The 24,591-nt window shown below is 64.7% G+C and carries 21 protein-coding genes and 1 pseudogene; 10 read left to right on the forward strand and 12 right to left on the reverse strand.

Annotation, left to right across the window (positions count from 1 at the left end):
- Nucleotides 1-130 precede the first annotated feature (130 nt).
- The gene (locus tag QA645_RS18415) at nucleotides 131-973 is read left to right on the forward strand and encodes a hypothetical protein (RefSeq protein WP_283052042.1); all 843 of its coding nucleotides are present in this window, start codon (nucleotides 131-133) and stop codon (nucleotides 971-973) included.
- Between the two features lie 4 nt (nucleotides 974-977).
- Here the strand turns inward: QA645_RS18415 and QA645_RS18420 are convergent, their stop codons facing one another.
- From QA645_RS18420 to QA645_RS18430, 3 genes are read right to left on the reverse strand one after another with little or no spacing between them, the layout of a single operon-like run.
- Complete coding sequence (locus QA645_RS18420) at nucleotides 978-2,189, reverse strand: ABC transporter substrate-binding protein (protein ID WP_283052044.1); 1,212 nt, start codon at nucleotides 2,187-2,189, stop codon at nucleotides 978-980.
- A gap of 41 nt (nucleotides 2,190-2,230) precedes the next feature.
- Nucleotides 2,231-3,082 (reverse strand): fumarylacetoacetate hydrolase family protein, encoded by an 852-nt coding sequence (locus QA645_RS18425; protein ID WP_283052046.1) that lies wholly within the window; start codon nucleotides 3,080-3,082, stop codon nucleotides 2,231-2,233.
- A gap of 24 nt (nucleotides 3,083-3,106) precedes the next feature.
- Nucleotides 3,107-4,603, reverse strand: coding sequence for a bifunctional 3-(3-hydroxy-phenyl)propionate/3-hydroxycinnamic acid hydroxylase (locus QA645_RS18430; RefSeq protein WP_283052048.1), 1,497 nt, complete (start codon nucleotides 4,601-4,603; stop codon nucleotides 3,107-3,109).
- 231 nt (nucleotides 4,604-4,834) lie between these two features.
- Here QA645_RS18430 and QA645_RS18435 point away from each other — a divergent pair, with 231 nt between their 5' ends.
- The 3 genes from QA645_RS18435 to QA645_RS18445 all read left to right on the forward strand — a co-directional run bounded on the left by QA645_RS18435 (nucleotide 4,835) and on the right by QA645_RS18445 (nucleotide 8,355).
- On the forward strand, nucleotides 4,835-5,434 hold the full coding sequence (locus tag QA645_RS18435; protein ID WP_254132097.1) for a TetR/AcrR family transcriptional regulator: 600 nt from the start codon (nucleotides 4,835-4,837) through the stop codon (nucleotides 5,432-5,434).
- A gap of 571 nt (nucleotides 5,435-6,005) precedes the next feature.
- Complete coding sequence (locus QA645_RS18440) at nucleotides 6,006-7,154, forward strand: ABC transporter substrate-binding protein (RefSeq protein WP_283052050.1); 1,149 nt, start codon at nucleotides 6,006-6,008, stop codon at nucleotides 7,152-7,154.
- A gap of 22 nt (nucleotides 7,155-7,176) precedes the next feature.
- Nucleotides 7,177-8,355, forward strand: a complete 1,179-nt coding sequence (locus QA645_RS18445) for a cytochrome P450 (RefSeq protein WP_283052051.1) — start codon at nucleotides 7,177-7,179, stop codon at nucleotides 8,353-8,355.
- Here QA645_RS18445 and QA645_RS18450 read toward each other — a convergent pair.
- A complete protein-coding gene (locus tag QA645_RS18450) occupies nucleotides 8,352-9,143 on the reverse strand; it encodes a DNA-binding transcriptional regulator (protein ID WP_283052052.1) in 792 nt (263 codons plus the stop codon). The two genes, QA645_RS18445 and QA645_RS18450, sit on opposite strands and share 4 nt — an antisense overlap.
- 147 nt (nucleotides 9,144-9,290) lie before the next feature.
- On the opposite strand from QA645_RS18450, the gene QA645_RS18455 reads away from it, so the two are divergent.
- Complete coding sequence (locus QA645_RS18455; protein ID WP_283052053.1) at nucleotides 9,291-10,274, forward strand: VOC family protein; 984 nt, start codon at nucleotides 9,291-9,293, stop codon at nucleotides 10,272-10,274.
- A 12-nt stretch (nucleotides 10,275-10,286) separates the two neighbouring features.
- Here the strand turns inward: QA645_RS18455 and QA645_RS18460 are convergent, their stop codons facing one another.
- Together QA645_RS18460 and QA645_RS18465 are read right to left on the reverse strand one after the other, a co-directional pair.
- A complete protein-coding gene (locus QA645_RS18460; protein ID WP_254132092.1) occupies nucleotides 10,287-10,940 on the reverse strand; it encodes a response regulator transcription factor in 654 nt (217 codons plus the stop codon).
- Nucleotides 10,937-12,322: a HAMP domain-containing sensor histidine kinase gene (locus QA645_RS18465; RefSeq protein ID WP_283052054.1), complete on the reverse strand. Its 1,386-nt coding sequence runs from the start codon at nucleotides 12,320-12,322 to the stop codon at nucleotides 10,937-10,939. Before QA645_RS18465 ends, QA645_RS18460 begins: the two co-directional genes overlap by 4 nt.
- Before the next feature lie 187 nt (nucleotides 12,323-12,509).
- Between QA645_RS18465 and QA645_RS18470 the strand changes: the two are divergent.
- Nucleotides 12,510-12,941: pseudogene (locus QA645_RS18470) on the forward strand (DUF2380 domain-containing protein); the annotation flags it as partial.
- Between the two features lie 17 nt (nucleotides 12,942-12,958).
- Here the strand turns inward: QA645_RS18470 and QA645_RS18475 are convergent.
- The 3 genes from QA645_RS18475 to QA645_RS18485 are packed head-to-tail and all read right to left on the reverse strand — an operon-like array spanning nucleotide 12,959 to nucleotide 15,992.
- Entirely contained in the window at nucleotides 12,959-13,990 is a 1,032-nt protein-coding gene (locus QA645_RS18475; protein ID WP_254132090.1) for an L-idonate 5-dehydrogenase, read from the reverse strand.
- A gap of 22 nt (nucleotides 13,991-14,012) precedes the next feature.
- Nucleotides 14,013-14,780: an SDR family oxidoreductase gene (locus QA645_RS18480; RefSeq protein WP_254132089.1), complete on the reverse strand. Its 768-nt coding sequence runs from the start codon at nucleotides 14,778-14,780 to the stop codon at nucleotides 14,013-14,015.
- Between the two features lie 12 nt (nucleotides 14,781-14,792).
- Nucleotides 14,793-15,992 (reverse strand): mandelate racemase/muconate lactonizing enzyme family protein, encoded by a 1,200-nt coding sequence (locus QA645_RS18485; protein ID WP_254132088.1) that lies wholly within the window; start codon nucleotides 15,990-15,992, stop codon nucleotides 14,793-14,795.
- Between the two features lie 195 nt (nucleotides 15,993-16,187).
- Here QA645_RS18485 and QA645_RS18490 point away from each other — a divergent pair, with 195 nt between their 5' ends.
- Genes QA645_RS18490 through QA645_RS18505 form a run of 4 tightly spaced genes read left to right on the forward strand, consistent with a single transcriptional unit; the run spans nucleotide 16,188 to nucleotide 21,272 of the window.
- Entirely contained in the window at nucleotides 16,188-16,949 is a 762-nt protein-coding gene (locus tag QA645_RS18490) for a GntR family transcriptional regulator (protein WP_283052055.1), read from the forward strand.
- Between the two features lie 24 nt (nucleotides 16,950-16,973).
- Nucleotides 16,974-18,338 (forward strand): MFS transporter, encoded by a 1,365-nt coding sequence (locus QA645_RS18495; RefSeq protein ID WP_254194123.1) that lies wholly within the window; start codon nucleotides 16,974-16,976, stop codon nucleotides 18,336-18,338.
- A gap of 38 nt (nucleotides 18,339-18,376) precedes the next feature.
- The gene (locus tag QA645_RS18500) at nucleotides 18,377-19,387 is read left to right on the forward strand and encodes a TRAP transporter substrate-binding protein (RefSeq protein ID WP_254194122.1); all 1,011 of its coding nucleotides are present in this window, start codon (nucleotides 18,377-18,379) and stop codon (nucleotides 19,385-19,387) included.
- 4 nt (nucleotides 19,388-19,391) lie between these two features.
- On the forward strand, nucleotides 19,392-21,272 hold the full coding sequence (locus QA645_RS18505; protein ID WP_254194121.1) for a TRAP transporter large permease subunit: 1,881 nt from the start codon (nucleotides 19,392-19,394) through the stop codon (nucleotides 21,270-21,272).
- Between the two features lie 165 nt (nucleotides 21,273-21,437).
- Here QA645_RS18505 and QA645_RS18510 read toward each other — a convergent pair whose 3' ends face one another.
- From QA645_RS18510 to QA645_RS18520, 3 genes are all read right to left on the reverse strand, one after another.
- Nucleotides 21,438-22,688 carry an arsenic transporter gene (locus QA645_RS18510; protein WP_283052056.1) on the reverse strand — a complete coding sequence of 417 codons (1,251 nt, stop codon included), beginning with the start codon at nucleotides 22,686-22,688 and terminating at the stop codon, nucleotides 21,438-21,440.
- 22 nt (nucleotides 22,689-22,710) lie between these two features.
- Nucleotides 22,711-23,988 (reverse strand): MFS transporter, encoded by a 1,278-nt coding sequence (locus tag QA645_RS18515; protein ID WP_283052057.1) that lies wholly within the window; start codon nucleotides 23,986-23,988, stop codon nucleotides 22,711-22,713.
- 65 nt (nucleotides 23,989-24,053) lie between these two features.
- Nucleotides 24,054-24,494, reverse strand: coding sequence for an EamA family transporter (locus QA645_RS18520; protein WP_254132081.1), 441 nt, complete (start codon nucleotides 24,492-24,494; stop codon nucleotides 24,054-24,056).
- Nucleotides 24,495-24,591: the final 97 nt, after the last annotated feature.

Consider the following 24,591-nt stretch of genomic DNA (forward strand, 5'->3'; position numbering starts at 1 on the left):
TTCTGCGGATTATGACAGTGCGCAGGCGAATTATGACAGTGCCGTCACGCAGATTTTTGTCGCGCCGTGCTGCTGATTTATGACAGAATTGCTACCGTTGGATGTCATATTGACTACAGCGGAGCGATTCATGTTGCAGTGGCAGGCAAGGTCAAATCCCCTTGCGTGGTGGTGGGGGTCCCTGACGCTTGTCAGTGCGGCGAACATTCTCGTCTGGTTCATGCTGTACCGCGAGTTCTACCCGACCGTCGCGGGCAGCGTCGGCGGCGGCTCGGATATCGGGCTCATGTTCCTGCTTTGCGCGGGCTATGTGTTCGGCTGCGCCTTCCGCTCGGTGTTGCCGCGCGCCGACGTACAGCGCATCTGCCTGTTCGACACGTGGCTGTCGAGTGTTTTCATCGGCCGCACGGTGGCGACCGTGGCCGAGGTCTGCTTCGCCGCGCAATGGGCGATCATCCTGCATCAGCTCGGTCGCATGACTGGCGCGGAGACCGCGGTGAACATCGCGCTGGTGATCGTACCGATCATCATCATCGCGGAGTGCTTCTCCTGGTACGCGGTGGTCACCACCAACTTCCTGTTCAACGCGATCGAGAATTCGCTGTGGGCGGTGACGTTCTTCCTCGCCGGCATCGCACTGTGCCGCCTGATGCCGGAATTCCAGGGCCCGGTGCGCTGGGCGCTGACCGCCGGCATCGTCGGCATCGCCTGCTTCCTCGCCTTCCTCGTCACCGTCGACGTGCCCATGTATCTCAGCCGCTGGCGGGCCGGTCATGAAGAGGGTGGCCGGTTCCTCGGCTTCCTCGAAGGCCTGCATGACGTCTCGACGCGCTGGGTGGTGACCCACGACATCGCGCATTGGAAGGGCGAGCTGACCTGGATGTTCCTGTATTTCAGCGCCGCCGTCTGGTCGAGCCTCGCGCTCTGCGCGCTCTACGCCATGGAAGGCTATCTCACGCGCTATCTCGCCTGATTGCTTACTTCCCAACCAGGCCGCACTTGCTGCGGTCGAGCGGGCGGAAGGCCTGATCGGGCGGGATGGTCGCGACCAGCTTGACGAAATCCCACGGACCCTTGGATTCCTCCGGTGTCTTGACCTGCACCAGATAGAGATCGTGCACCATGCGCTGGTCCTCGCGGATGCGGCCATTGGTGGTGTAGGCGTCCGCGACCTGCGTCGCCTTCATCTTCGCCATCACCGTTGCGCTGTCATCGGAGCCGGTGTCCTTCACGGCTTGCAGATAGTGGCGCACGGCAGAATAGACGCCGGCCTGGATCTGTGACGGCATCGCCTTGCGGCGCGCGTAGAACGCATCGGAGAACTTTCGCGCGGCCGGCGAGACGTCCTCGAAGAACGAGGTGACGATAAGATCGCCGCGCGTCGCCTTCAGGCCGACGGCTTCGATATCGACGTTCTGGAACGACATCGGCACGATCTTGATGCCCTGGTCGGCGAGGCCGAATTCCTCGGCCTGCTTGATCGCGGTGGCGTTATCGCCGGCGACGTTGATCGCGAGGATCTTTGCGCCCGAGGACTGCGCCTGGAGCAGGAACGACGAGTAGTCTGGCGTGCCGAGCTGGGCCTTGACGCTGCCGGCGACCTTGCCGCCGAGCGCGGCGATACGGTCGCGGGCGGTCGCCTCGATCGAATGGCCGAAGGCGTAATCGCCGGTGATGAAGAACCACGGCTCCTTGCTGGTTTGCATGACGCCGGAGACAACCGCAGTCGCGGTGGAATAGGCGTCCTGGGTCCACTGCACGCTGCTGGGCGCGCAGGCATCGTCAGTGAGCTGGTTGGCCCCGGCGCCGGAGACCAGGAAGATCTTGCCGTTGCCGCGCACCAGCTCCTGCACGGCGAGTGCCGCACCGGAGCTGCCGCCATCCGCGATCGCCTGCACGCCGTCGCTGAACCATTTTCGTGCGAGCGAGGCCGCGAGGTCCGGCTTGTTCTGGTGGTCGGCCTGCAAGATCTCGATCGGCTTGCCGTTGATCTTGCCGCCGAACTCCTCCGCTGCCATCCGCGCCGCCTCGACCGAACCCGGGCCCATCGCGGTGGCGAAAATGCCGTTCATGTCGGTGAGAACGCCGACGCGAATGGCGTCACCCTTGATCTCGGCGCGCGCAGGGGAGCCCGCGAGCGCCAGCGTGGTCAGCAGGATGGCGGTGGATGTCGTGCGGATGATGGCCATGGCGTTTCCTGATTTTATCGTTGATGGATCGGGCGCGGTGGTCAGGCCGCCTCGGCAATGACCTCGTTGCGCAAGATGCCGATGCCGGAGATTTCGACCTCGACGGTATCGCCGGGGCGCATCCACAGTGGCGGCGTGCGCTTGAGGCCGACGCCGCCCGGTGTGCCCGTGACGATGACGTCGCCGGGGACGAGCGGGCAGATCGTTGAGATGTAGGCGATGAGCTCGGGGATGGCGGTGATCAGCAGATCCGTCGTCGTGTTCTGCACGACGGTGCCGTTCAAGCGGGTCTGAAGGGTGAGCTTCGACGGATCGGGGATCTCGTCCGTCGTCACCAGCCACGGGCCGAAGCTTCCACTCTCCGCAAAGGTCTTGCCGGAGAGGAACTGGCTGGTGTGACGCTGCCAGTCGCGGACGCTGCCCTCGTTGTAGCAGGCATAGCCGGCGATATGGTCGAGCGCACGGCTCGCGGGAATGTGGCGGCCCTGCTTGCCGATGACGAGCGCGAGTTCGCCCTCATAGTCGAAGTCGTCGCTCACCGCAGGCTTCAAGATGGGCTGAAGATGGCCGACCTGGCTGCAGGGGAAGCGAACGAACAGCGCCGGCTTCTCGGTCACGGTGCGGCCGGTTTCGGCGACATGATCTCGATAGTTCAGGCCGACACAGATGATCTTGCCGGGATCGGGAATGACGGGGGCGAAGCTGATGGCGTCGAGAGGATGATCGGGCGACGAGGATGCGATCAGCTTTGCCGCCTCGGCGATGCGGCCCGCCTCAAGCAACTGCCGCAGGGTGGTGCAGGGGGCCATGCGTGTGCCGAGATCGACGACGCCATTGTCCTTGACGGCTCCGAAGGAGGCGCGCCCGTTGGCGATGAAAGAGAGCAGCTTCATGAGATATCCCTGAGGTTTGTTCGGTCAGGCCGCGGACGGCACGTGGGTTGGAGGCATGATGGTGGCGACGAGCCTGTCGAGCTCGGCATCATCGCGGGCGGTGCCGCGGACGTAGCGGTCGGGACGAACCAGCGCGGCGGTGATGCCGTGCTGGCGCAGCCAGGGTCCGATACCTTCGGCATCGTCGCTGGTCAGAATTTTGATCCCGGCCTGCGAAAGCGCGGGACGTGCCGCGCTCTCGACAAGGAGCACGTGGCTGTAGCCGATGAGGTCGTCGCTGCGGGCGCCGTTCTCGAGCTTGAATTGCGGCGCGAGATGTCCGGTGAGCGGGAGGTCGCCAAGCGCGAGCCCGGGGCCGAGCAGGGGCTTTTTCACCTCAAGCTTGACCGGCGCATTCTCGCGCGCTTCACCGGCGGCAAGGCCGGCTTCGATCGCCTTGGTGTTGATGACGCCGCCCAAGCGAATGGCGAGCTCGATGAATTCGCGTACATGCGGCCCGCGCTCGCTCTGATAGGTGTCGAGCAGATCGGGCGATGCGCCCCCGCGAATGATGCTCGCGAGTTTCCAGGCGAGATTGGCGGCATCGCGGATGCCGGCGCACATGCCCTGGCCGAGGAAGGGCGGGGTCTGGTGCGCGGAATCGCCGGCAAGCAGCAGCCGGCCGTTGCGCCATTGCTGCGCGATGACGGAATGAAAGGTGTAGACCGCGGCGCGCTCGAGCTCCGCATCGTCGGGCGTGATCCAGCGCGACAACAACTCCCAGACTTTTGCCGGCTGCGCGACGTCGTTCGAATCCTCGTCCGGACGAACCGTGATCTCCCAGCGCCGCCGTGTGCCGGTGCCACGGACATAGGTCGCCGGTCGGTGCGGATCACAATGCTGGATGCTATAGTCGCCGAGGTCGTCGCGGGCGCGCTTGAGCAGCACGTCGACCACCAGCCAGCGCTCATGGAAACCGAGATCGTCCATCCCGGACCCCATGAAGCGGCGGACGAGAGAGCGTGCGCCATCACAGCCGATCACATAGCCGGCGCGGACCTCGCTGAGTTTGCCGCTGGAAAGATCCTCGTAGCGGACGCGCACCCCACGCTCGTCCTGATCGAGCGCGAAGACATCGCAGCGGCTGCGCAAGCTGACATGCGGCCAGCGCGCAAGGCCGCCGATCAGTTGATCCTCCAGGGTGGGCTGATGGAAACGATAGCTGAGATTCCAGCCCATCTGCGTCAGCGTCTGCGGCCGCGACCAGTCCAGCAGCATCTTGCCGTCGGCGTCGAGAAACAGCATGCCGGGGCTCAGGGTGACGTGCGGCAGGATCGCGTCCGCAAGACCGATGGTCTGGAATATGCGCATGCATTCGTCGTCGAAATGCACCGCGCGCGGCAGATGATAGGTCCGCGCCTCGCGCTCCAGCACCAGCGTCCGCAGGCCGCAGAGGCCGAGCAGATTGGCAAGCGTCGCGCCGACCGGGCCACGGCCGACGATCACGACGTCGAATTCCTCGGGGGCGGATTTGTCCTGCATGGGGCTATCTCTTCCCCAAGCGGTGCCATCTCTTCAACGGCGCCGCGCCGAGTGTCCGTCCAGCGGACACTCGGCTCGCTGACGCCCCGGCGGGACAAGCGTGCGCGGGATCGGGGCTTGCAATGGGCCAGCGACGAGTATATGTACATATGAACATATATGCAGGTGGTGATGGCGAAGGCCAGGAAGAGTGCTGTGCCGGCGCGCCCGAGAGGGCGGCGGAGCAAGGATATGCCGGATGGTCGCCAGGCGCTCCTGGCGGCGGCCACCCACGCGTTTGCCTGCCATGGTTTCGATGGCGCAGATCTGCGCAGCGTTGCCGCTGCCGCCAAGGTCAGCGCCAATCTGGTTCGCGTTCACTTCGGCAACAAGGCGGCGCTCTGGGAGGCTTGCCTGGATCGGGTGGTGTCGATCGGGCTTCCCGCCATGGCCGGCGTGCAGAAGATCGCCTGCGATTCTGCCCGCCCGCTGGGAGAACGGCTTCGCGGCGTGATCACCGAGATCGCTGCCTTCTATGCTGCGCATCCGGATGTCAGGGATTTCGTCCTTCGGCATGCCACGGACGCGCCGGAGCGGGCCGTACTGGTGCTGGATCGGCTTCTGCATCCCGCCTACGCGACGGTTCGCGAGCTGTTTTCCGCAGGCATTGAAGCAGGCATCATCCGCAGTCGCCATCCGGCGTTGTTTTTCGCTCTGCTCAATGCCGCGCTGAACCAGCCGCCAGCGTTTCCGATGCTGCTCAATCGCATCGCGCCGGAGATCGATCCAGAAACCTCTCGCGATCTGCTGATCGAGACGACCATCGCGACGTTTCTTCACCTTCCACGATGATGCTGGATGGCATCGCCCGCCTCGCTGAAATCCCAACCTGAGAGTGAGTCCCACGAAATTTCGTCTTGTTCTTGCCTTGCTGACGGCAATGATCACGCCGGCCCTTGCTCAGTCCGGGCCGAGCGAGGCTGACCAGCGGCAAGCCTGCATGGGAGATGCTCTTCGGCTTTGCGCCGCCTACGTTCCCGACCGCGCCCAGATCAGGAGTTGCATGGCGGCTCAGCGCGATCAGCTCAGTCCGCAATGCCGCGTTGTCTTTGATGCGTCCTCCCAGGCCTTGAATTCGCAGCGGCGTGCCGGATCCAAGATCCCGTAGAAGGCGCGCTGGGACTCGATCGAGATAGCGGCCGCCGTCTCGCGCAGTGATGCCACCGCTTCAACGGCGCCGGCCGAAGCGTCCGCCCAGCGGATGGGGGATCATCGGGACACGAGATCTCACTGTCGGCCTGCTGTCCGCCAGCCGGACAACTCGGCGATAGCGCTACGCGCCGCGGGCTCATTTTGGCTAGGGAAGGGTCAAAGGCAATAAAATGCAGGCTGCCCACCAGGCGGCCGGCGGGAGGAGAGAGCTATGCCGCGATCTGTGCTGGGCGTGTGCCTTGCGATGCAATTGTTTGTGGCACCAGGCTTTGCCGCCGATATCAATGTCGGGATCATCCTGTCGGCGACGGGACCTGCCGCCGCAATTGGCAACGCCGAGCGGAACGGCACGATTTTCGGCCCGACAGAGATTGCCGGCAAAAAGGTCAACTATCTCTTCCTCGACGAGGCTTCCGACAGCACGGCGGCGGTTGCTGCGCTGCGTAAGCTATATCAGGAGAGCAAGATCGACATCCTGGTCGGGCCGACCTCGACTCCAGGCTCATTTGCCGCGATCGATCCGGCGGTCGAGTACAAACTGCCGGTGATCACGCTCGCGCCTGTCAACGCGCTGGTCGCCCCGGTCGATGCCAGGCGGCGCTGGATCTTCAAGACCACGACCAATGACGATCACGAGGCGACGCCGCTGTTTGCGAATATGAAGAAGACCGGCGTGAAGAAGCTCGCGCTGATCGGCTTTGGCGACTCCTATGGCGATGCCTGGAGCAAGGTCAGCGCCGATATGTGCAAGGCCGCAGGGATCGAGCTCGTCGGCGATGAGAAATATGCACGGACGGACACCACGGTGGTTGGGCAGATCCTGAAGATCATGGCGGCTGGGCCGGATGCGGTTCTGATTGCTGCCTCGGGTGCGCCAGCGGCCCTTCCGTTGCTGCAGCTGCGGGAGAAGGGCTATGAGGGCCAGATCTATGGCACGCTCGGCGCCACATTCGGCGACTTCCGCAAGCTGACCGGCGCGCAGGGCGAGGGCATTTTCGTGCCACTGAGCCCGGCGGTCGGCGCCGCGTCCTTCCCGGACGACTATCCCGCGAAGAAGGCAGCGCTTGAGTTCATCCAGCGCTACGAGGCCAAGTTCGGACCCGGGAGCCGCAACATCTTTGCAGGCTCGGCCTACGACGCAGTGATCTTGATCGAGCGTGCGGTACCTGCGGCATTGAAGACGGGAGAGCCCGGAACCGCGGAATTTCGCGAGGGTCTGCGGAGCGCGATCGAGGGGCTCAAGGGCATCGCCGGGTCGCGCGGTGTCTACAATTACGGGCCGAACGACCACACTGGACTGGACCAGAGCGCGCTGACGCTCGGCAAGCTCGATAAGGGTGAATGGATTGCCGTGCGCTGAGCAGCAGAACGGAGCAGGGGTCATGCCGGCGATAGCGGAGTGCCCGGTCTACGACGTCGATCTCTACGGCGACGATGTCCTGCACGATCCCTATCCGCACTACCGGGCGCTGCGCGATCTGGGCGCAGCGGTGTGGCTGCCGCACAACGGGCTCTATGCGGTCAGCCGCTTCGAGGACGTCCGCGCCGCCTTGCGCAACCCCGGTGTGTTTTCATCCGCGCAAGGGGTTGCCGCCAACGATCACGTCAACGAGATGTCGCGTGGCACAACACTCGCGAGCGATGCACCTTTGCATGACCGGTTGCGTGCGATCATTGCCGCGCCGCTGCTGCCGCGCGCGCTCGAAGAGATCGGCCCGCAGATTCGCGCTGAGGCGCGGCGGCTGGTTGACCACCTCGTGATGCGCGGACAATTCGATGCAGTGACGGATCTTGCGCAGCACCTGCCGCTCACGATCGTGTCCAAGCTGGTGGGGTTGGAAGACTATGGCCGCGGCAGCATGCTGCGTTGGGCGTCGGCCACGTTCAACGTGCTCGGGACGATGAACGCACGTGGTTGTGCCGCCATGACCGACGTACAGGAAATGCGCGGCTATCTCGGCGGCACGAGCATTCGCGCGCATTTGCGGCCAGGCAGTTGGGGAGATCGTATTTTCCAGGCCGGAGAACGCGGTGAGGTCGAGCCGGATCGTTGTCCGGTATTGATGCGCGATTATCTCGGTCCAAGCCTCGACACCACGATCTTTGCGACCGCGAACCTGATCATGCTGTTCGGCAAATATCCCGCGCAATGGGATCTGGTTCGAGGCGACCCCACGCTGATCCCCAACGCCATCAACGAGTCGCTTCGGCTGGAATCGCCCATTCGCGGCTTCACCCGCCATCTTGCCACGGAAGCGACGATAGGTGGCATGAGCATTCCGGGCGGAAGCCGGGTGCTGCTGCTCTATGCCTCGGCCAACCGCGACGAACGGAAGTGGCAAGACGCCGAACGATTCGACGTGCGCCGGCGCGCCAGCGACCACCTCGGCTTCGGCAACGGGACGCATATGTGCGCCGGCCTGCATTTGGCCCGGCTGGAGATGACCGCACTGCTGGAAGTGTTGGTCGAGAAGGTGGTTCGCTTCGAGATCGGCGAGCCCGTGCTGGCGCTCAACAACGTGCTGCGAGGCCTTGCATCGTTGCCGGTAAGAGTGAGCTAGGGGCTGACCGGGATCGCTTCGGCCGTATCGCGCAATGGGCCGACGAACTGAGCCATGGCGTCTTCGATCGCCAACGCTGAGCGGATCCAGATGATGGAGATGCAGCCGTAGACGGCACCGTCGCGGACGATCGGCACGGCGATCGACGCCGTCTTCGGATTGTACTCGCCTTCGCTGCGGATGGCGTAACCCCGCTTGGTGGTCTCGGCGATCATCTGGTCCAGCCGGCCCTGGTCGAGGAAGGGGCGGTCGTCGGCCTCGTCGATGCGGCGGAGATGGCCGACGATGAGGTCGCGCTCGCGTGCGGGGCAGGCGGCGAGGTAAGCGCGGCCCGCCGACGTGCGCAGCATCGGCAGGCGCTTGCCGATCATGCCGCGGTCGATCGAGAGCGGACTGCGGGAATGGGTGGTTTCCTGCACCACCATCGCGGCATTCTCGTAGGTGGAGAGATCGACCGGCCAGACCAGGGTCTTGCTGAGTTCGGCGAGATAAGGCGCGGCCGCCTGGCAGATCACCACGCCGGGGTCGTAGCCATCGCCGAGGCTCAGGGCGAGGCGGGTGACGCGAAAGCGGTCGTCGCTGGCGCTGCGGGCGACATAGCCGAGTTCCTCCAGCGTCTCGAGCAGGCGATAGACGGTCGGGCGGGGCAGATCGAGCGCGCGGGCGACGTCGCCGGCGCGGATGCCACCGGAGCGGTTGACCTCCTGCAGCACGTCCAGCCCACGCTTGAAGGCGCGGACGCCCTCCGACTGCCGCGGCTGGCCGTTCCGCGTCCGCTCCTTGGACACTTCGTATTTCCTCCCTTGTGGCGCATGGCCCGTCGACTATCGTCTCTGCGAACGCGAAGCGATTGCGGGACGACACCGTAGGATCGTGCGCGGCCGGTATCAAGTTCGCCGCAGTGCAGCGGGTGCGAGGCCCTTGGGAGAACGTCGATGGAAATCACCGCGCTCGGCTATGTCGGGATCAATTCATCACAGCTCGATCAGTGGGGCCAGATGGCGACCGGACTGCTCGGCATGCAGCAGGTCGATCGCGGCGGCAAGATGCGCGCCTTTCGCATGGACGATCGCAAGCAGCGCCTGATCGTCGACGGCAGCAGCGACGCCGGCCTTGCGGTGATGGGATGGGAAGTTTGCTCGAGGGCCGAACTGGACCAGCTGGCCGGACGACTGGAAAGCCACGGCGTCAAGGTGACGCGCGGATCGCGCGCGCTCGCCGATGAACGGCACGTGGCCGAGCTCATCACTTTCGCCGATCCCGCCGGCAATCGGCTGGAGGCGTTCTGCAACCCCGAGCTCGCGACCGAGCCTTTCAAGCCGGGCCGCCCGATCTCGGGCTTTCGCACCGGCGCGCTCGGCATGGGGCACGTCGTGCTCAATGTCGAAGACGTCGAGCCGTTGGTGCCGTTCTATCGCGATGTGCTCGGCTTTCACGTCTCCGATTTCGGATTGAAGCCCTACGGGCTCTATTTCTTCCACGTCAACGGACGCCATCATTCCTTTGCGATGGTCGGCTCGGGACGCAAGGCGCTGCATCATTTCATGGTGGAGCTCGGCAGTCTCGACGATGTCGGGCAGGGTTACGATCTCGCGCAGCTCGAAGACGGTCGCGTCGTCTATACGCTGGGCCGGCACACCAACGATCACATGACGTCGTTCTATGTGAACACGCCGTCCGGCTTCTTCATCGAATATGGCTGGGGCGGGCGCATCATCGATCCCGCGACATGGCAGCCGCACGAGACCTTTGACGGTCCGTCGCTGTGGGGGCACGAACGGCTCAACATGCCCGAAGAGCAGCGCAAGCGCCTGCGCGACATGCGGATGGATGCGGCCGCGCGCGGCGTGCGGGTCGCCGATCCGCGCGTGCCGCCGCTGAATTGCGCGTGGCTGGACCAGGTGGTCGCGCGCGAATGATCGGCGTCGGCGTCAGGCGTCGCCGAGATTGGGCTCGGTCAGGATGCCCTGGCGCAGCGCCAGTCGGACCAGCTCGATGTCGGAGCCGACGCCGAGCTTGTCCTTGATCAGCGAATGCAGGTTGGCCACGGTCTTCGGGCTGACGTGGAGCGTCTCGGCGATCTCCTCCGTCGTGTTCTCGGCGAGCAGCAGCCGCAGCACCTCGAACTCGCGCGGCGTCAGCACGTCGGCGGCCGAGCTCTCGCCGCTGATCCGGCTCAGGGCCAGCTCGTGGTCGATATCGGGACTGATCGCGATCTTGCCGGCGAGCACGTCCATCACCGCGCGCACCAGCGTCTCCGGCGGGCTGGTCTTGGTGACGTAGCCCCTCGCGCCGGCGCGGATCGCCTGCACGGCGAAACCGGCATTCTCGTGCATGGTGAAGACCAGGATCTTTGCTCCCTTGTCCCATTGCCTGATCCGCCTGACGGCCTCGACGCCGCCGATGCCGGGCATGCTGAGATCCATGATGACGAGATCGGGCGTCTCGGATTTGAACAGGCGATAGGCCTCAGCGCCGTCGCCGGCTTCGGCGATGACGCGCAGGCCCGGCTGCTTCTCGAGCACGGAGCGATAGCCTTCGCGGACGACGGAATGGTCGTCGACCAGCAAAATGGTCGCGGTCATGCCGCGTGCTCCAGCGCTTGCGGACCTGCGGCTGCGAGCGGAATGACGACGCGCAGCGCGGAGCCACCGGCGGGGCCGGGCTCAAAACTCAGACGGCCTCGTAGCGCCGCCACGCGCTCGCGCATGCCGAGCAGGCCCATGCCGGATTTTGCCGCAGGATCGGTCGAGCGCCCGTCATCGTCGATGGCGAGTGCGATCTCGCCGGCATGCATCGCCAATTCCATGCTGACCTTGGTGGCGCCGGCGTGCTTGGCGGCGTTGGTGAGCGCTTCCTGCACGATGCGATAGAGATTGGCGCTGATCGTGGCGGGCAGGGTTTCGAACGTGCCGTCGAACCGGATCGAAAAACGGGTCTCGCCGCGGCTGCGTCCATTCCAGCCCGCAACAAGGCCTTCGAGGCTGGCCACAAGACCAAGCTCCTCGACATCCGGCGGACGCAGTCGGAACAGCGCGCCGCGCAGTGTCTCCATCATGCCGGTTGCGGTTCGCGCGATGCCGTCGCACTCGCCAAGCAAGGAGGGGCAGTCCTGCGCGGCCGTCTGGCGGGCGGAGGAGGCGAGCGCCCGGATGGCGGCCAGCGACTGGCCGAACTCGTCGTGCAGCTCGCGCGCGAGATGGCGGCGCTCCTCGTCCTGGAGCGCGATCAGTTTTCGCGTCAGCTCGGCGCGCTCGGCAAGGGCGGTATCGAGGCTCTCGGCGAGATGGTTGAAGACGTCGCGCACCGCGGACAGCTCGGCAAGATCGAACGGCGGTAGCCGCGCGGTGAGGTCGCCCGCGGCAACCCGCTCGAGGCCGGCGCGGATCATGCGGGTCGGACGCAGCGCCCGGGCCAGCGCGGCATAGACCAGGACACACAACAGCGGCAGGGCGATCGCGAGCGCCAGCATCAGGCGGCCGGCCTCATGCCAGGCCTCGGCCGTCTGCACGGCCGGATCGACCGAGACCACCGCTTCGCCAAGCTTCGTGCCGCGCAGGATCACGGGCCGGGCCGCTTCGCGACCGGGGTCGAACAGGCCATGATAGAACGCCGTAAAAATCTGCGGCGGCGGGTCCTCCGGAATCGGCGCGCCGCTGCAGAAGCGCTGCAGCATCTCGCCGCTTGTGCCGCGGAAAGCCAGGCACAGGCCGGGCGTCATCACATAGGCCGAAACGGGATCGAGGTTGGGAAAGTCGGAGCGGGGGCTCGCGGCCCACAGCACTTTGCCCTGTTGCAACTCCAGCGTCTTCGCCACGATGGCGGCGATACCGTCGATGCGCGCATGGGCCGCGCGGTCGGCCGTGATCAGGAAATAGGCGGAGATCGCGGCAAAGCAGGCGGCCGATATGGCGGCCACGCGCAAGGTCAGGCGGACCTTGAGATCGAATCTCGGGCGGTTCCACATCGGCGTGCACCTGGCGCGAACGGAATTGTCGCCTCCGCATTAAAGGGCAGAACGGGACCGGCGCAAAGCGACACCCTTACCGCGGTGCAACGTCGTGAAATTTTCCCGGAACTGGTCGGGATCACCCCGGCTGCGGTGCGGGAAACGTCCGCCTAGCTTGCGGCCTTTCCATCATGCGAGGTTCGCGATGCGCCGTGCCCTGTCGTTGCTGTCTTTCCTTGTTGTTCTCGCGGCCGGGCCGGATGGCCGGGCCCTGGCCGCCGAGGCCACCGCCATTGCGCTCGACGATTTCAGCTACACCGACACCTCGGCCGAGCCGAACGACCAGAGTGCCGCCCACGAGCGGCGGCTGCAGGCGTTCATGGTCGCGCTCCGGCGGGACATCGCCGCCGACCCGCGCTACCGGCTTGCGCCGTCCGTGCAGGAGGGGGCGGCGTTCAAGGTCATCGGCGGCATCCAGAAGACGAGCACGCTGGTGCAATGGGCCAAGGTCGCGGTGATCGACGTTGGCGCCAGGAAGGTCGTGATGGACAAGCTCTACACCTTCCGCGGCGACAACGACGAATCGTGGGAGCGTGCCGAAATCTTCGTCTCCCGCGAGGTCATGGCCGCGTTGGCACAGCCCTGAGGCCGGGCTTAGAACGTCAGCTGCACCTTCATCGATTGCGAGCGGTCGCTGGCGAGCTCGAACGCGGCGACCGCGTTCTCGAACGGCATGGTCGCCGTGATCAGCGGCTTTACGTCGATCAGGCCTTCGCCCATCAGCCGCACCGCGAGCTCGAACTCGGGATCGAAGCGGAAGGTGCCGCGGAGCTGCAATTCCTTGGCGACGATGGAGTTGATCGGCAGCGTCATCTCGCCGCCGAGGCCGAGCTGTACCAGCGTCGCGCCGGGACGGAGCACGTCGAGCGCGGTGCGCAGGGCGGCCTGATTGCCGGAAGCCTCGAACAGCGTGTCGAACACGCCCTTGCCGGTGCGCCAGGGATCGAGTGCGGACGCATTGGTCGCGACATTGATCGCATGCGTTGCGCCGAGTTTTTTGGCGACCGCGAGCGGCGCGTCGGCAACATCGGTCACGACGATCTCGGACGCACCGCCGAAGCGCGACACCAGGATCATCAGCGCGCCGATCGGGCCGCAGCCGGTGATCAGCACGCGCTTGCCGAGGAGGGGGCCAGCCTGCTTGCCGGCGTGGAGACACACCGCGAGCGGCTCGGCGACCGCGGCTTCGGCGAGCGACAGCTTGTCGGAGATCGGCACGGCCTGCGTCGCGTCGACCGAGATGAACTCGCGAAACCCGCCCTGCACGTGGGGAAAGCGCATCGCGCTGCCGAGGAAGCGCATGTCGAGGCACTGGTTGCGCATGCCCTCCTGGCAATGCAGGCATTGGCCGCACGGCTTGCTCGGATTGACCGCAACGCGCGTCCCGACCTTCACGCTGGTGACGCCGTCGCCGACGGCCGCGACCACGCCGGCGATCTCGTGCCCCAGCGCCATCGGCTGCTGGATGCGGACGACGCCGAAACCGCCGTGGTGGTAATAGTGCAGATCGGAGCCGCAGATGCCGCCGTTGGCGATCTTGACGCGGACTTCACCCGGGGCGGGCGCCGGATCGGGATAGTTGTCGATCCGCAGGTCTTTCGGGGCGTGAATGACGACAGCGCGCATGGTTTCGTTCCCTGTTTCGCGATTACATCGCGGCGATCATGCCGCCGTCGACATAGATGATCTGGCCATTGACATAAGTTGAGGCATCCGAGGCGAGGAAGATCGCCGCGCCCACCAGCTCGTCCGGCTTGCCCCAGCGCTTGGAGGGGATGCGGCCCATCAGCCAGTTGTTGAAATCGGTGTTGTTGACCAGCGCCTCGTTCATGTCGGTCAGCATGTAGCCGGGGCCGATCGCATTGGCCTGGATGCCGTGCTGGGCCCATTCCACCGCCATCGAGCGGGTCAGGTTCTTGATGCCGCCCTTGGCCGCGGTGTAGGGCGCAATCGTCGGCCGCGCCAGCTCGCTGCCGAGCGAGCCGATGTTGATGATCTTGCCGCGCTTGCGCGGGATCATGCGCTTGCCGGCCTCGCGGCCGATCACGAAGGCGCTGGTGAGGTCGGTCTCGATCACTTTGCGCCACTCGTCGGTGGTGAATTCCACCAGCGGCTTGCGGTGCTGGATGCCGGCATTGTTGACGAGAATGTCGACCGCAATGCCCTTTTTGTCGAAGTCGTTGAAGGCCGCCACGATCGCGGGCTCATCGGTGACGTTGAACGCCGCGCCCTCGGCTTGGTGTCCGGCGGCGCGAAACTCGGCGACAGCCTGCTCGACACGCTTCGGATCGACGCCATTGATGATGATCTTGGCGCCGGCCTTGGCCATGCCCTCGGCGATGGCCCGGCCAAGCCCGCGCGAGGAGCCGGTTACCAGCGCGGTGCGGCCGGAAAGGTCGAAGAGGGCGGTGCTCATCTCAAAAGATCCTCAGACGTTGGAGCGGCGCACGGTCAGATCGGAGCGCTCAAATACGGCGGGCAGAAGGTCGACGCCCAGGCCGGGGCCTTCCATCGGAAAGACATAGCCGTCCTTGATCGTGGGCATGGTGGTGACGAGCTCATTGTACCAGCCCTTGTAGAAGGCGCGCACGGATTCCTGGATCAGCGTGTTGGGCTGGCTGAATGACATGTGGATGGCGGCGATGAAGCCGATCGGGCCGATGCAGTCATGCGGCGCGAAGGGGCGGTGATAGGTCTCGGCCATCGCCGCGATCTTGCGGCCCTCGGTGAGGCCGCCGGTCCAGCACAGATCGGCCATCACCACATGCATGGCGTCGCGGTCGAGCATGTCCTTGTAGGGGAAGCGCGAGCCCAGCGTCTCGCTGGCGCAGACCCAGACGTCGGTCGAGCGGGCGTATTCGGCGAGAGCCTGCGGCGAGTTCATGCGGATCGGGTCTTCGTACCAGGTCGGCTTGTAGGGCTCGAGCGCGCGGGCGATCTGCTTTGCGGTCGGCAGATTCCACAGCGAGTGGAGCTCGACCATGATCTCCATCTTGTCGCCGACGGCCTTGCGGATTTTTTCGAACGGCTCGATCGCCTGCTTCATCTGGGCGGCCGTGATGTAGAGGCCCTTGTTCTCCTGCGCCGCTGGATCGAACGGCCAGATCTTCATCGCCGAGATGCCGCTTTCCAGGAGGCTTTCGGCGAGCGCATCGGCGCGGTTCATGAAGCCGTCGAGGTCTTCATAGGGGCCCTTGGAGGCGCCGAGATTCCAGTTGGAGACCGGGCTGATATTGGTGGAGCGCACATATTGCGTGCCGGCGCAGGTGTTGTAGATGCGCTGCTTGTCGCGGCAGAGGCCGCCGAGCATCTGATGCACCGGCTGATTGCAGACCTTGCCGAACAGATCCCACAGCGCGATGTCGATCGCCGATGCGGCGCGATATTCGACGCCGGTCGATGACTGCGCCATCGGCAGGTTCAGCATGTCGCGATGGATCGCCTCGATGTGGAGGGGATTGCGGCCGAGCAGGCGGCCGGCGAACGTGTCGTGGATCTGCGCTTCGACCGCGCCCGCGCCATAGAAGGTCTCACCCAAGCCGATGACGCCGGCATCGGTGTGGACGCGCACCCAGATGACGTTGGAGAATTCCTCGGTGCGCAGCGTCTCGATCGACGTGATCTTCACGGCAATTGTCCTCCCATCGTGAGCGCGGCTAGCGCCCGTCTTGTTGTTCTTCCTTGGTCGTTCTTCCTTGGCCGCTCCGCAGCCTTGGAGACGCCGTCATACGCGCACTTGTAATATATCACAACATGTTTTAAGCATGTCACAACAATGATGCGACCTGGCCCAAGACGAGGCGAGGGCGATGGGGAGGACAGCATGGTGCGGCGCAAACGCGCGCTCGAGTTGGTCAACGCGGAGAGCGAAGGCGCCATCAGCAGGCGCAACCGCGTCAATTTCGTCGAGCTTGCCTATCAGAAGATCGAGGATCTTCTTGTCAGTTGCGAGCTGAGGCCGGGTCAGTTCCTGACCATGCTGGAGCTGCAGCACATCACGGGATTTGGCCGCACACCGGTACACCATGCCGTCAACACGCTTGCCGCCGACACGCTGATCATTATCCGTCCGCGCCATGGTTTGCAGGTCGCCCCGATCGATCTGGCGCGTGAGCGCATGCTGCTGGGCCTGCGCCGCGACATGGAACGCTTCGTGATCCGCTTGGCTGCTGATCGCGCCAGCCTCTCGCATCGCAACCAAGCCCTGCATATCGAGCGTGTGCTGCGCGAGCGACGCGCCAACCTGACGCTCGACGAGTTCAACAACCTCGACCGCCGAATCGACGCGCTGATCCTCGAGGCCGGCGGCGAGCCCTTCCTCGCGCATACGATGCGGCCACTGCACACGCTCTACCGGCGCATCGGCTTCATCCATCACCGCCACATGCCGGGGCGGACCGACTTGTCGAGCACCATCGATCGCCATCTCGACATTTTGAATGCGATCGCCACACGCCGCGTTGAAGCTGCGGTGAATGCGAGCGACGCGCTGATCGATTTCATGGATACGATATTCGTCGGCATGGAGGCGGGGATCGATCCGCGCCTGCTCGATTGCAGCATCGAGCCGCTGCTCGACGCGTAGAAAAATTTCGAAGAGAGGACCAACATGTCAACGATGGCCGTGCCACAACCGACCGCGAGCGAAGCCGCGGTCCGCTATCTCATCACCAATTACAGTCCAAAGGGCAACAAGGTCGGCTGGCTGATGATGGCCTCGATCCTGGTCGAGGCCTGGGATCTCTATTCGATCGCCTTCGTGCTGATCTTCATCAAGGAGCAGTACAATCCCGATCCGTTGATGCTCGGCCTTGCCGCGGCCGGCACGCAAGGCGGTGCGCTGATCGGCGCGCTGCTCGGCGGCTGGCTGTCCGACAAGATCGGCCGCCGCGTGATGTTCCTGGTGACGATGGTGATGTTCATCGTGCTGGCGCTGGCGCAGGCTTTTGTGCCGAGCGTCGCCTGGCTCGTCGTGATCCGCTTCCTGCTCGGCATTCCGCTCGGCTCCGATATCTCGACCGGCTACACCTACATCATGGAATCCATGGCGAAAGGTGAGCGCGAGGTGATGGGCAATCGCTGGCAGTTCATGTTCGCCGTCGGCGAAGTGCTGACCATCGGCGTCATCGTGATCTTCCTGCTGCTCGACATTCAGCACGAGATGCTGTGGCGCGTGACGCTCGGCCTCGGTGCGGTGCCGGCGCTGATCATCCTGATCATGCGCCACGACGTGCCGGAGACGGCGGTGTGGCTGGTGCAGAAGGGGCGTTATCGTGAGGCCAAGCAGGTCGCGCGCGAGATGTTCAACGACGACCTCGCCATGCTGCCGGACCAGGACGTTCCGGTGCCGAAGGTCTCGACTCGTGCCTTCCTCGCCGACCTCAAGCAGGACCCGATCCGCTGGCGTGCGACGGTCTACGGCTGGATCGCCTGCTTCGCCCAAGGCAGCGAGTTCTCGACCTTCGCGTTCTATTTGCCCGTGCTGTTCGTGATGGTCGGCGTGTCGAGCGTGCTCGGGATCAACCTGGTGACCATGGCGCTGTTCTGCTTCGCGGCTCTGTCCGGCTGGGTCGGTCCGCTGCTGACGCCGAAGATCGGCCACCGCGGCATCGCGATCGCCGGCTTCTCGATCGTGCTGGCCTCGCTGCTGGTCGCAGCCTTCGCGCTCTACACCGACAACAAGATCCTGCTGCCGTTCGCGGCGGCCGCCATGTTGTGGGGTCACTATTGGGACGCGTCGAACTGCATGACGATCCCGACCATGGTCGCCAAGCCGAAGTACCGCGGCACGGCGAGCGGCTTCGCCTACATGTTCGTGAAGCTGCCGTCGTTCCTGGCGATCTTCCTGTTCCCGACGGTGTTCGCTGCAGTCGGGCAGGCCAGTGCCACCCTGATGGTCGCGATCTTCCCGCTGATCGGATTGCTCGCCGCAATCTTCATCCTGCCGGAAGTCTACGGCTACGAGAACGACTGACGGATAACGCCAAAGCAACAAACCGAAGGGGAGGCATCATGACGAAGTTTTCGCGCCGCGCGATGTTGGCGGGTATCGCAGGAGGGCTTGCAGCTCCGGCCCTGATCAGGCCGGCAGCCGCTGCCACGACGCTCAAAGTCTCGACGTCGTTTCCGAATGACCCGAAATTTTCGACGGCCCGGATCTGGTATGATCTCTTTCTGCCGCGGCTGAAGGAGGCGACCGACGGGCAGGTTGCGACACAATTCTTCCCGGACAATCAGCTCGGCCAGGAGGCCGATGTCGTCAACCAGGTCAAGTTGGGCGTCGTCGACATGATGCTTGTCGGCACGTCGATCTGGACCAACGTCGTGCCCGAGATCGGCGCGTTCGATCTCGGCTACATCTTCGCGGACTATGATCACATGCGAAGAGTTGCATCCTCACCAGGGGGTGAGGCCGTGCGACAGCTCCTGGTGAAAAAGGCCGGTGTGCATTTCCCTGCCTGGGGGCGCAATCTCGGCGCCCGCAATTTCATGACAAAGTTCGCGTTCAAGGAGCCCGCCGAGCTCGCCGGCAAGAAGATTCGCTGCCTGCCGAATCCGGTGGTGACGGAGACCGTCAAGCTCATGGGCGCCGCTGCAACGCCGATGGCGTTCGGCGAGATCTACACCGGACTTCAGGCCGGTGTGATCGACGGGCTGGAGCATGATGCCCCGACGATCATCTCGGCGAAATTCTATGAAACGGCCAAGAATTTCACGCTGACCAAGCATATTCACACGCCTTTCGGCGCTTTCATCAGCGACCGCACCATGACCAGACTGCCCGCGGCGCAGCGCGACGGCCTGATCAAGGCCATCCAGCAGGCCACGGATGAACACTTTGCCAAAGCCGGTCAGATCGAGGCGGACGCGACGGCGGAATTGAAGAAGCTCGGCGTGACCATTTCTGAATGCGATCGTGGCGCGTTCCGGGAGCACGTTCGACCGATGTGGGATCGCTTCGCCGAGCGAACACCCGCCGCGAAGCCGCTGCTGGATGCGATCCGCCAGACCGAAAACGGCTAGATCGATGACGACGCCTGTCACCGTGGCGCGAACCGGACAACTAGCGGTCGAAGGCATCTGGCCGGCTTTCCTGAAGGGCCTGCTGCTTGTTCTCGAGTGGACGGCAACGGCTCTGCTCGCGGCTGATCTTCTTGTCGTCATCGGATCGGTCCTCGCCCGGCATTTGTTCGACACGCCGGTGGAGTGGAGCGACGATGTTGCTCGCGCGCTGCTCCTTGCCGTGACCTTTCTCGGCGCGGCTGCGGCATTGGCGCGCGGCGACAATGCCGGCGTGACGTTCTTTGTCGATCGAATTGCGCCGCGCCGGCGCGAACAACTCGATGCCGCGGTGGCTGCGCTTGTTGTGATCATCACGGCTGCGTCGTTCTACTACGCAACCCAGTTACTGGTTGAAACGTCGGGTCAGACGGTCGGGGCCGGGGTGCCACAGGAAGTCTTCTTTGCTCCCCTCTGCGTTGCGACTGCTGCCATGACGCTTTTTGCGATCGATACCTGCCTGCGTTTCCGCCGGCGGGATACCGTCGCGGCGGTCGCCGGCTATGCGATCCTGGCCGCCCTCTGGACGGCCTGGCTGTCGCTCTCGCCAGACACCACGCCAGGACTGCCGTGGATCATGGGTCTCGTCTTTGTCGCGTCTTTGGTGGCCGGTGTCGCGATCGCTTTCGTTCTGGCGCTTTCCGCGCTGGTTTTTGTCTGGTGCGGCGACATGTTGCCGGGCCAGTTCCTTGCCCAGCAGATGGCGCGCGGCATCGACAACTTTGTGCTGCTTGCCGTGCCGTTCTTCATCCTGGTCGGCTATCTGATGGAGGCGAACGGCATGTCCGTCCGTCTGATCTCACTTCTGCAACGAGGTGCTGGCCGGATTCGCGGGGGCCTCGACGTCGTGATGGTCCTCGCGATGGTGATCTTTTCCGGCATCTCCGGTTCGAAGATGGCTGACATCGCGGCCGTCGGCTCCGTGTTGGTGCCAGCGGCCCGCAAATCCGGACAGAAGCCGGGAGACGCGGTCGCGCTGCTCGCGGCCTCGGCGGTCATGGCAGAGACTATTCCTCCCTGCGTGAATCTCATCATCCTTGGCTTTGTCGCGAACTTGTCGATCGGCGGCCTGTTCATGGCGGGTCTGCTCCCTTCGGCGCTGATGGCACTCGCCCTCATTCTCACGGCTGTGGTCGCGGGGCGTCGCACCACGCAGGCCGCGATTGTCGGCGGCGCCGGCGAATCCATGACGAGCATGGCGACCAGCGGCGTCGCGGCGTTCGGCCTGATCGTGCTGATTTTCGGCGGCTATCGATCGGGCTTTGCAACTGCGACGGAGATTTCTGCTTTTGCGGTTGTCTATGCACTGGCCGTCGGGTGGGTCTTATTCCGGGAGATGACCTGGACGGCAGTCGGCTCGGTCATGCGGCACGCGGCCGTGCGCTCAGGGATGGTTCTTTTCATCGTAGCGGCCGCCCAGAGCCTGGCTTATGTCCTGACGCTCCAGCAGATCCCGCACGCGATTGCGGATGTCCTGGTGGCTTTGACCGCCCAGCACGGGCGTTGGGTCTTTCTTCTTCTCTCTGTCCTGATCCTGATCGTGATGGGATCCGTTCTGGAGGGAGCCGCTGCACTGATCATCTTCGCGCCGCTGCTGATGCCGGTGGCACGGCAACTCGGCGTCGATCCCCTCCATTACGGGGTCATCCTTGTCGTGGGCATGGGGATCGGGCTATTTGCACCTCCGCTCGGTCTCGGCCTCTATGGTGCGTGCCTCATCGGCGGTGTGCGGCTCGAGGACACCATCGTGCCGATCTTGAAGTATCTCGGGATACTCTTCCTTTGCCTGATCCTGATCGCCTTTGTCCCGGAGATCAGCACGGCCCTGCCGAGGGCGTTGGGATACTGACGGCCCTCCAATGGGCCGCAGTGTCGTGTCGCCGATGATGACATTGTGCCTCTGTTTTGCCCGACGTGTCAAACGGGTTCGGAAAATGCGCATGGCGACGCGCGGACGGTGGTCGGCTACTTTGCATGGGGTTGTTTTCGATATTTTGAGATCGACTGACCACGCTCACCTGATCGCGGCCGCGAGCGCGGCGATCAGGGCGGGCGGTGTCACCAAAATGCCGAGCTTGAGGAACGGCCAGGCGCCGACCTCGATCTTCTCCCGCCGCAGCGCGACCAGCCAGAGGATGGTCGCGAGCGAGCCGGTGACCGACAAATTGGGTCCGAGATCGACGCCGATCAGGATGGCGCTGACGACAGGGGCCGGCAGATGATCGCTGGCGGCGACCGAGCCCGCGACAAGGCCGACGGGCAGATTGTTGGCAATATTGGTGGCCAGCGCTGTCGCGATGCCGACGCTCCAGGCGGCGTGCGTCACGGAGTGTGCGACGGCTTCGTGCAAGAGCGCACTGAGCTGTCCGATCACGCCGGTCTTCACCAGCGCCTCCACCATCACGAACAGACCGCCGACCAGCGGAAGCACGCTCCAGGACACGCCCCTGAGCACGGGGAGCGGCGACTGGCGGTTGATCAGCAGCACGATGGCGGCCGTCACCACGCCGCAGATGAAGGTCGGCAGGCCCAGCTGCTTGTCGAGCGCCGATGCCGTGACCAGTACGGCGCCGATGGCAATGATGCCGACGGCCGTCAGCTTGCCGCCGCGGCTGAGCTTGGGATGCGGCACGCTGCGCGCGATGGTCTCGTCTTTCAGCGCGCGATGCTGGGTCAGGCGTAGCACGATATAGGTGAGCAGGATCGAGGCGGCCGAAGGCAGGGCGAACAGGCGCAGCCACTCGGTGAGCTGCGGCATGCGCGCGCCGAACACGACGAGGTTGGCGGGGTTGGAGATCGGCAGTACGAAGCTTGCGGCGTTCGCAATGAAAGCGCAGACGAACAGATAAGGCAGCGGTTTTGCGCCCGCCGCGCGCGTGGCGGCATAGACGGCCGGCGTCAGCACGATCGCCGTCGCGTCGTTTGAGAGCAGCACGGTCACGATCGTGCCGACGACATAGATCAGCAGGAACAGCCGTTGTGGCGAGCCGGCGGCATATTCGACCGCAAGCGCAGCGAGATAGTCGAACAGGCCTTCGAGCCGGGCGAGCTCGGCGATCAGCATCATGCCGATCAGGAAGAGATAGACGTCGACGCCTTTCTCGATGCCGGTGAGCGCATCCTGCCATGGCAGGAAGCCGAGCAGCACCAGGGCGCCGGCACCGAGCACGGCCCAGATCGCCTCGGGCAGTCGAAAGGGGCGGATGATGACGCCCGCGGTCGCGGCGACGATGATGCTCCAGGCCCAGATGGCGTCAGACGGCACGTTCAATCCTTGTGGCGTGAGTTCATTTGGCAGCGATAGCGGAAGCCGAGGCCGCTGTCTTCCCCTGTGGGCGCGGACCGCCGTCTGCGCTTCGCCGCGTCTCGGGGAGAGCGAGGAGGCAGATCACGGCGCCGATCGCGGCGACCGCGCCGAGCGTGACGAAGGCTGCGCTGTAACCAGCACCGACCACGACGAAGCCGGCGAGGGTCGTCGACAGCGCCGCGCCAATGCTCTGGGCGGTGATGACGGCGCCCTGCGCGACGTTGAAGCGGCCGGTGTTGCGCATGAGGTCGGCGACGATCACAGGGAAGATCGCGCCAAAAATGCCGGCACCGACGCCGTCGAGTAACTGCACGCCGACCAGCCAGAACGGATTGTCCGAGAGCGCATAGAGCGCGCCGCGAATGGGCAGGATCAGGAGCGCGGCGAGAAAGAAGCGCTTGTGGCCCCATTGGTCGGCCTTGGCTCCGACCAGCATTGCGAAGGGCACCATCACGATTTGGGCTGCCACGATGCAGGCTGACATCAGGCTGGTGCCCATGTTCTTGTCCTGGAGAGCGAGCTTTTGCCCGACCAGCGGCAGCATCGCTGCGTTGGAGAGGTGGAACAGAGCGGTGCAGATCGCGAAGACGAGCAGCGGGCGACAGGTCAGCAGCACGGCGAGGCCGGATGGCTGCTCGCTCTGTGCATCGGCGTCGTCCAACCCGCGCGCAAGGTCGTGGTCGATGGCGCGTTCGGGAATTGCGAGAATGCTGGCGAGGCTCGCGACCGCCATGGCGCCGAGAAGGTAGAACACGACAGTGGGGCCGAACCAATAGGCGGAGAGCCCGGCGAGACCGGCCGCAACCGCATTGCCGACGTGATTGAAGGTTTCGTTGCGGCCGATCCGCCGGGTGAAGGCGGCATGGCCGAAGATGCCGAGTGAGACGGCGGCGATGGCCGGCGGAAAGATGACGGCGGCGGCCTGGGCGATGCCTTGCGAGATTGCAACGGGTCCGAAGGTCGGAAACAGCGGTAGCGACAGCGAGGCAAGGGTGACCATCACGGCGGCAATCGCCATCACCATCCGTTTCGCCCGCGTCGCGTCGACCAGCGCGCCGGCCGGCGTCTGCGCCACGATGCCGGCAATGGTCGCAATCGACATCACGAGACCGATCCGCGCCTCGTCCCAGTGCTGCTCGGTGAGGAGATAGACGGCGAGATAGGGGCCGAGCCCGTCGCGGACGTCGGCGAGGAAGAAGTTCGCCGCGTCCAGCGCGCGGCCGGCCTGCTTTGCCTGATCGGGGTTTTCGCGCGACATCGGTCTCTCGATCGAGGCTGGGAAGCGCCCCGGCAGAAACCGATCTCAGGCCGCTTTGTTCCGCCCTAAAACTTCACGGCCAGGAGAACCGCGCCGGCGCCGATCATGGCGATGCCGACCCAGCCCTGCGCTGTCGGGCGCTCGCCGAGAAAAGCGAATGCGAACAGGGCGACCAGTACGACGCTGAGCTTGTCGATCGGCGCCACCAATGTTGCGGGCCCGAGTTTCAGCGCGCGGAAGTAACACAGCCACGACGCACCGGTTGCAAGCCCCGACAGCACCAGGAACAGCCATGTTCGCGACGAGACCGCCGAGGGAACGGCGAACTGGCCGGTGAAGAACAGCAGCACCGAGAAGGCCAGCAGCACCACGATGGTGCGGATGAAGGTGGCGAGATCGGGATTGATGTTCTCGACGCCGACCTTGGCGAAGATCGCGGTCAGCGCGGCGAAGCAGGCGGAGAGAAGCGCCCAGGTCTGCCAGGCTGAGAAGAGGGCGGGTTTCATCGGGATACCTGATCAGGTTTGACGGAATTCATGCATTGAAGGCGGAGCTCAGACCACCGCCGTCGTCCCAGATCCGTGCTTCGCTTGTCCTGGACGA

The organism is Bradyrhizobium sp. CIAT3101 (assembly GCF_029714945.1).
Lineage (GTDB): Bacteria > Pseudomonadota > Alphaproteobacteria > Rhizobiales > Xanthobacteraceae > Bradyrhizobium.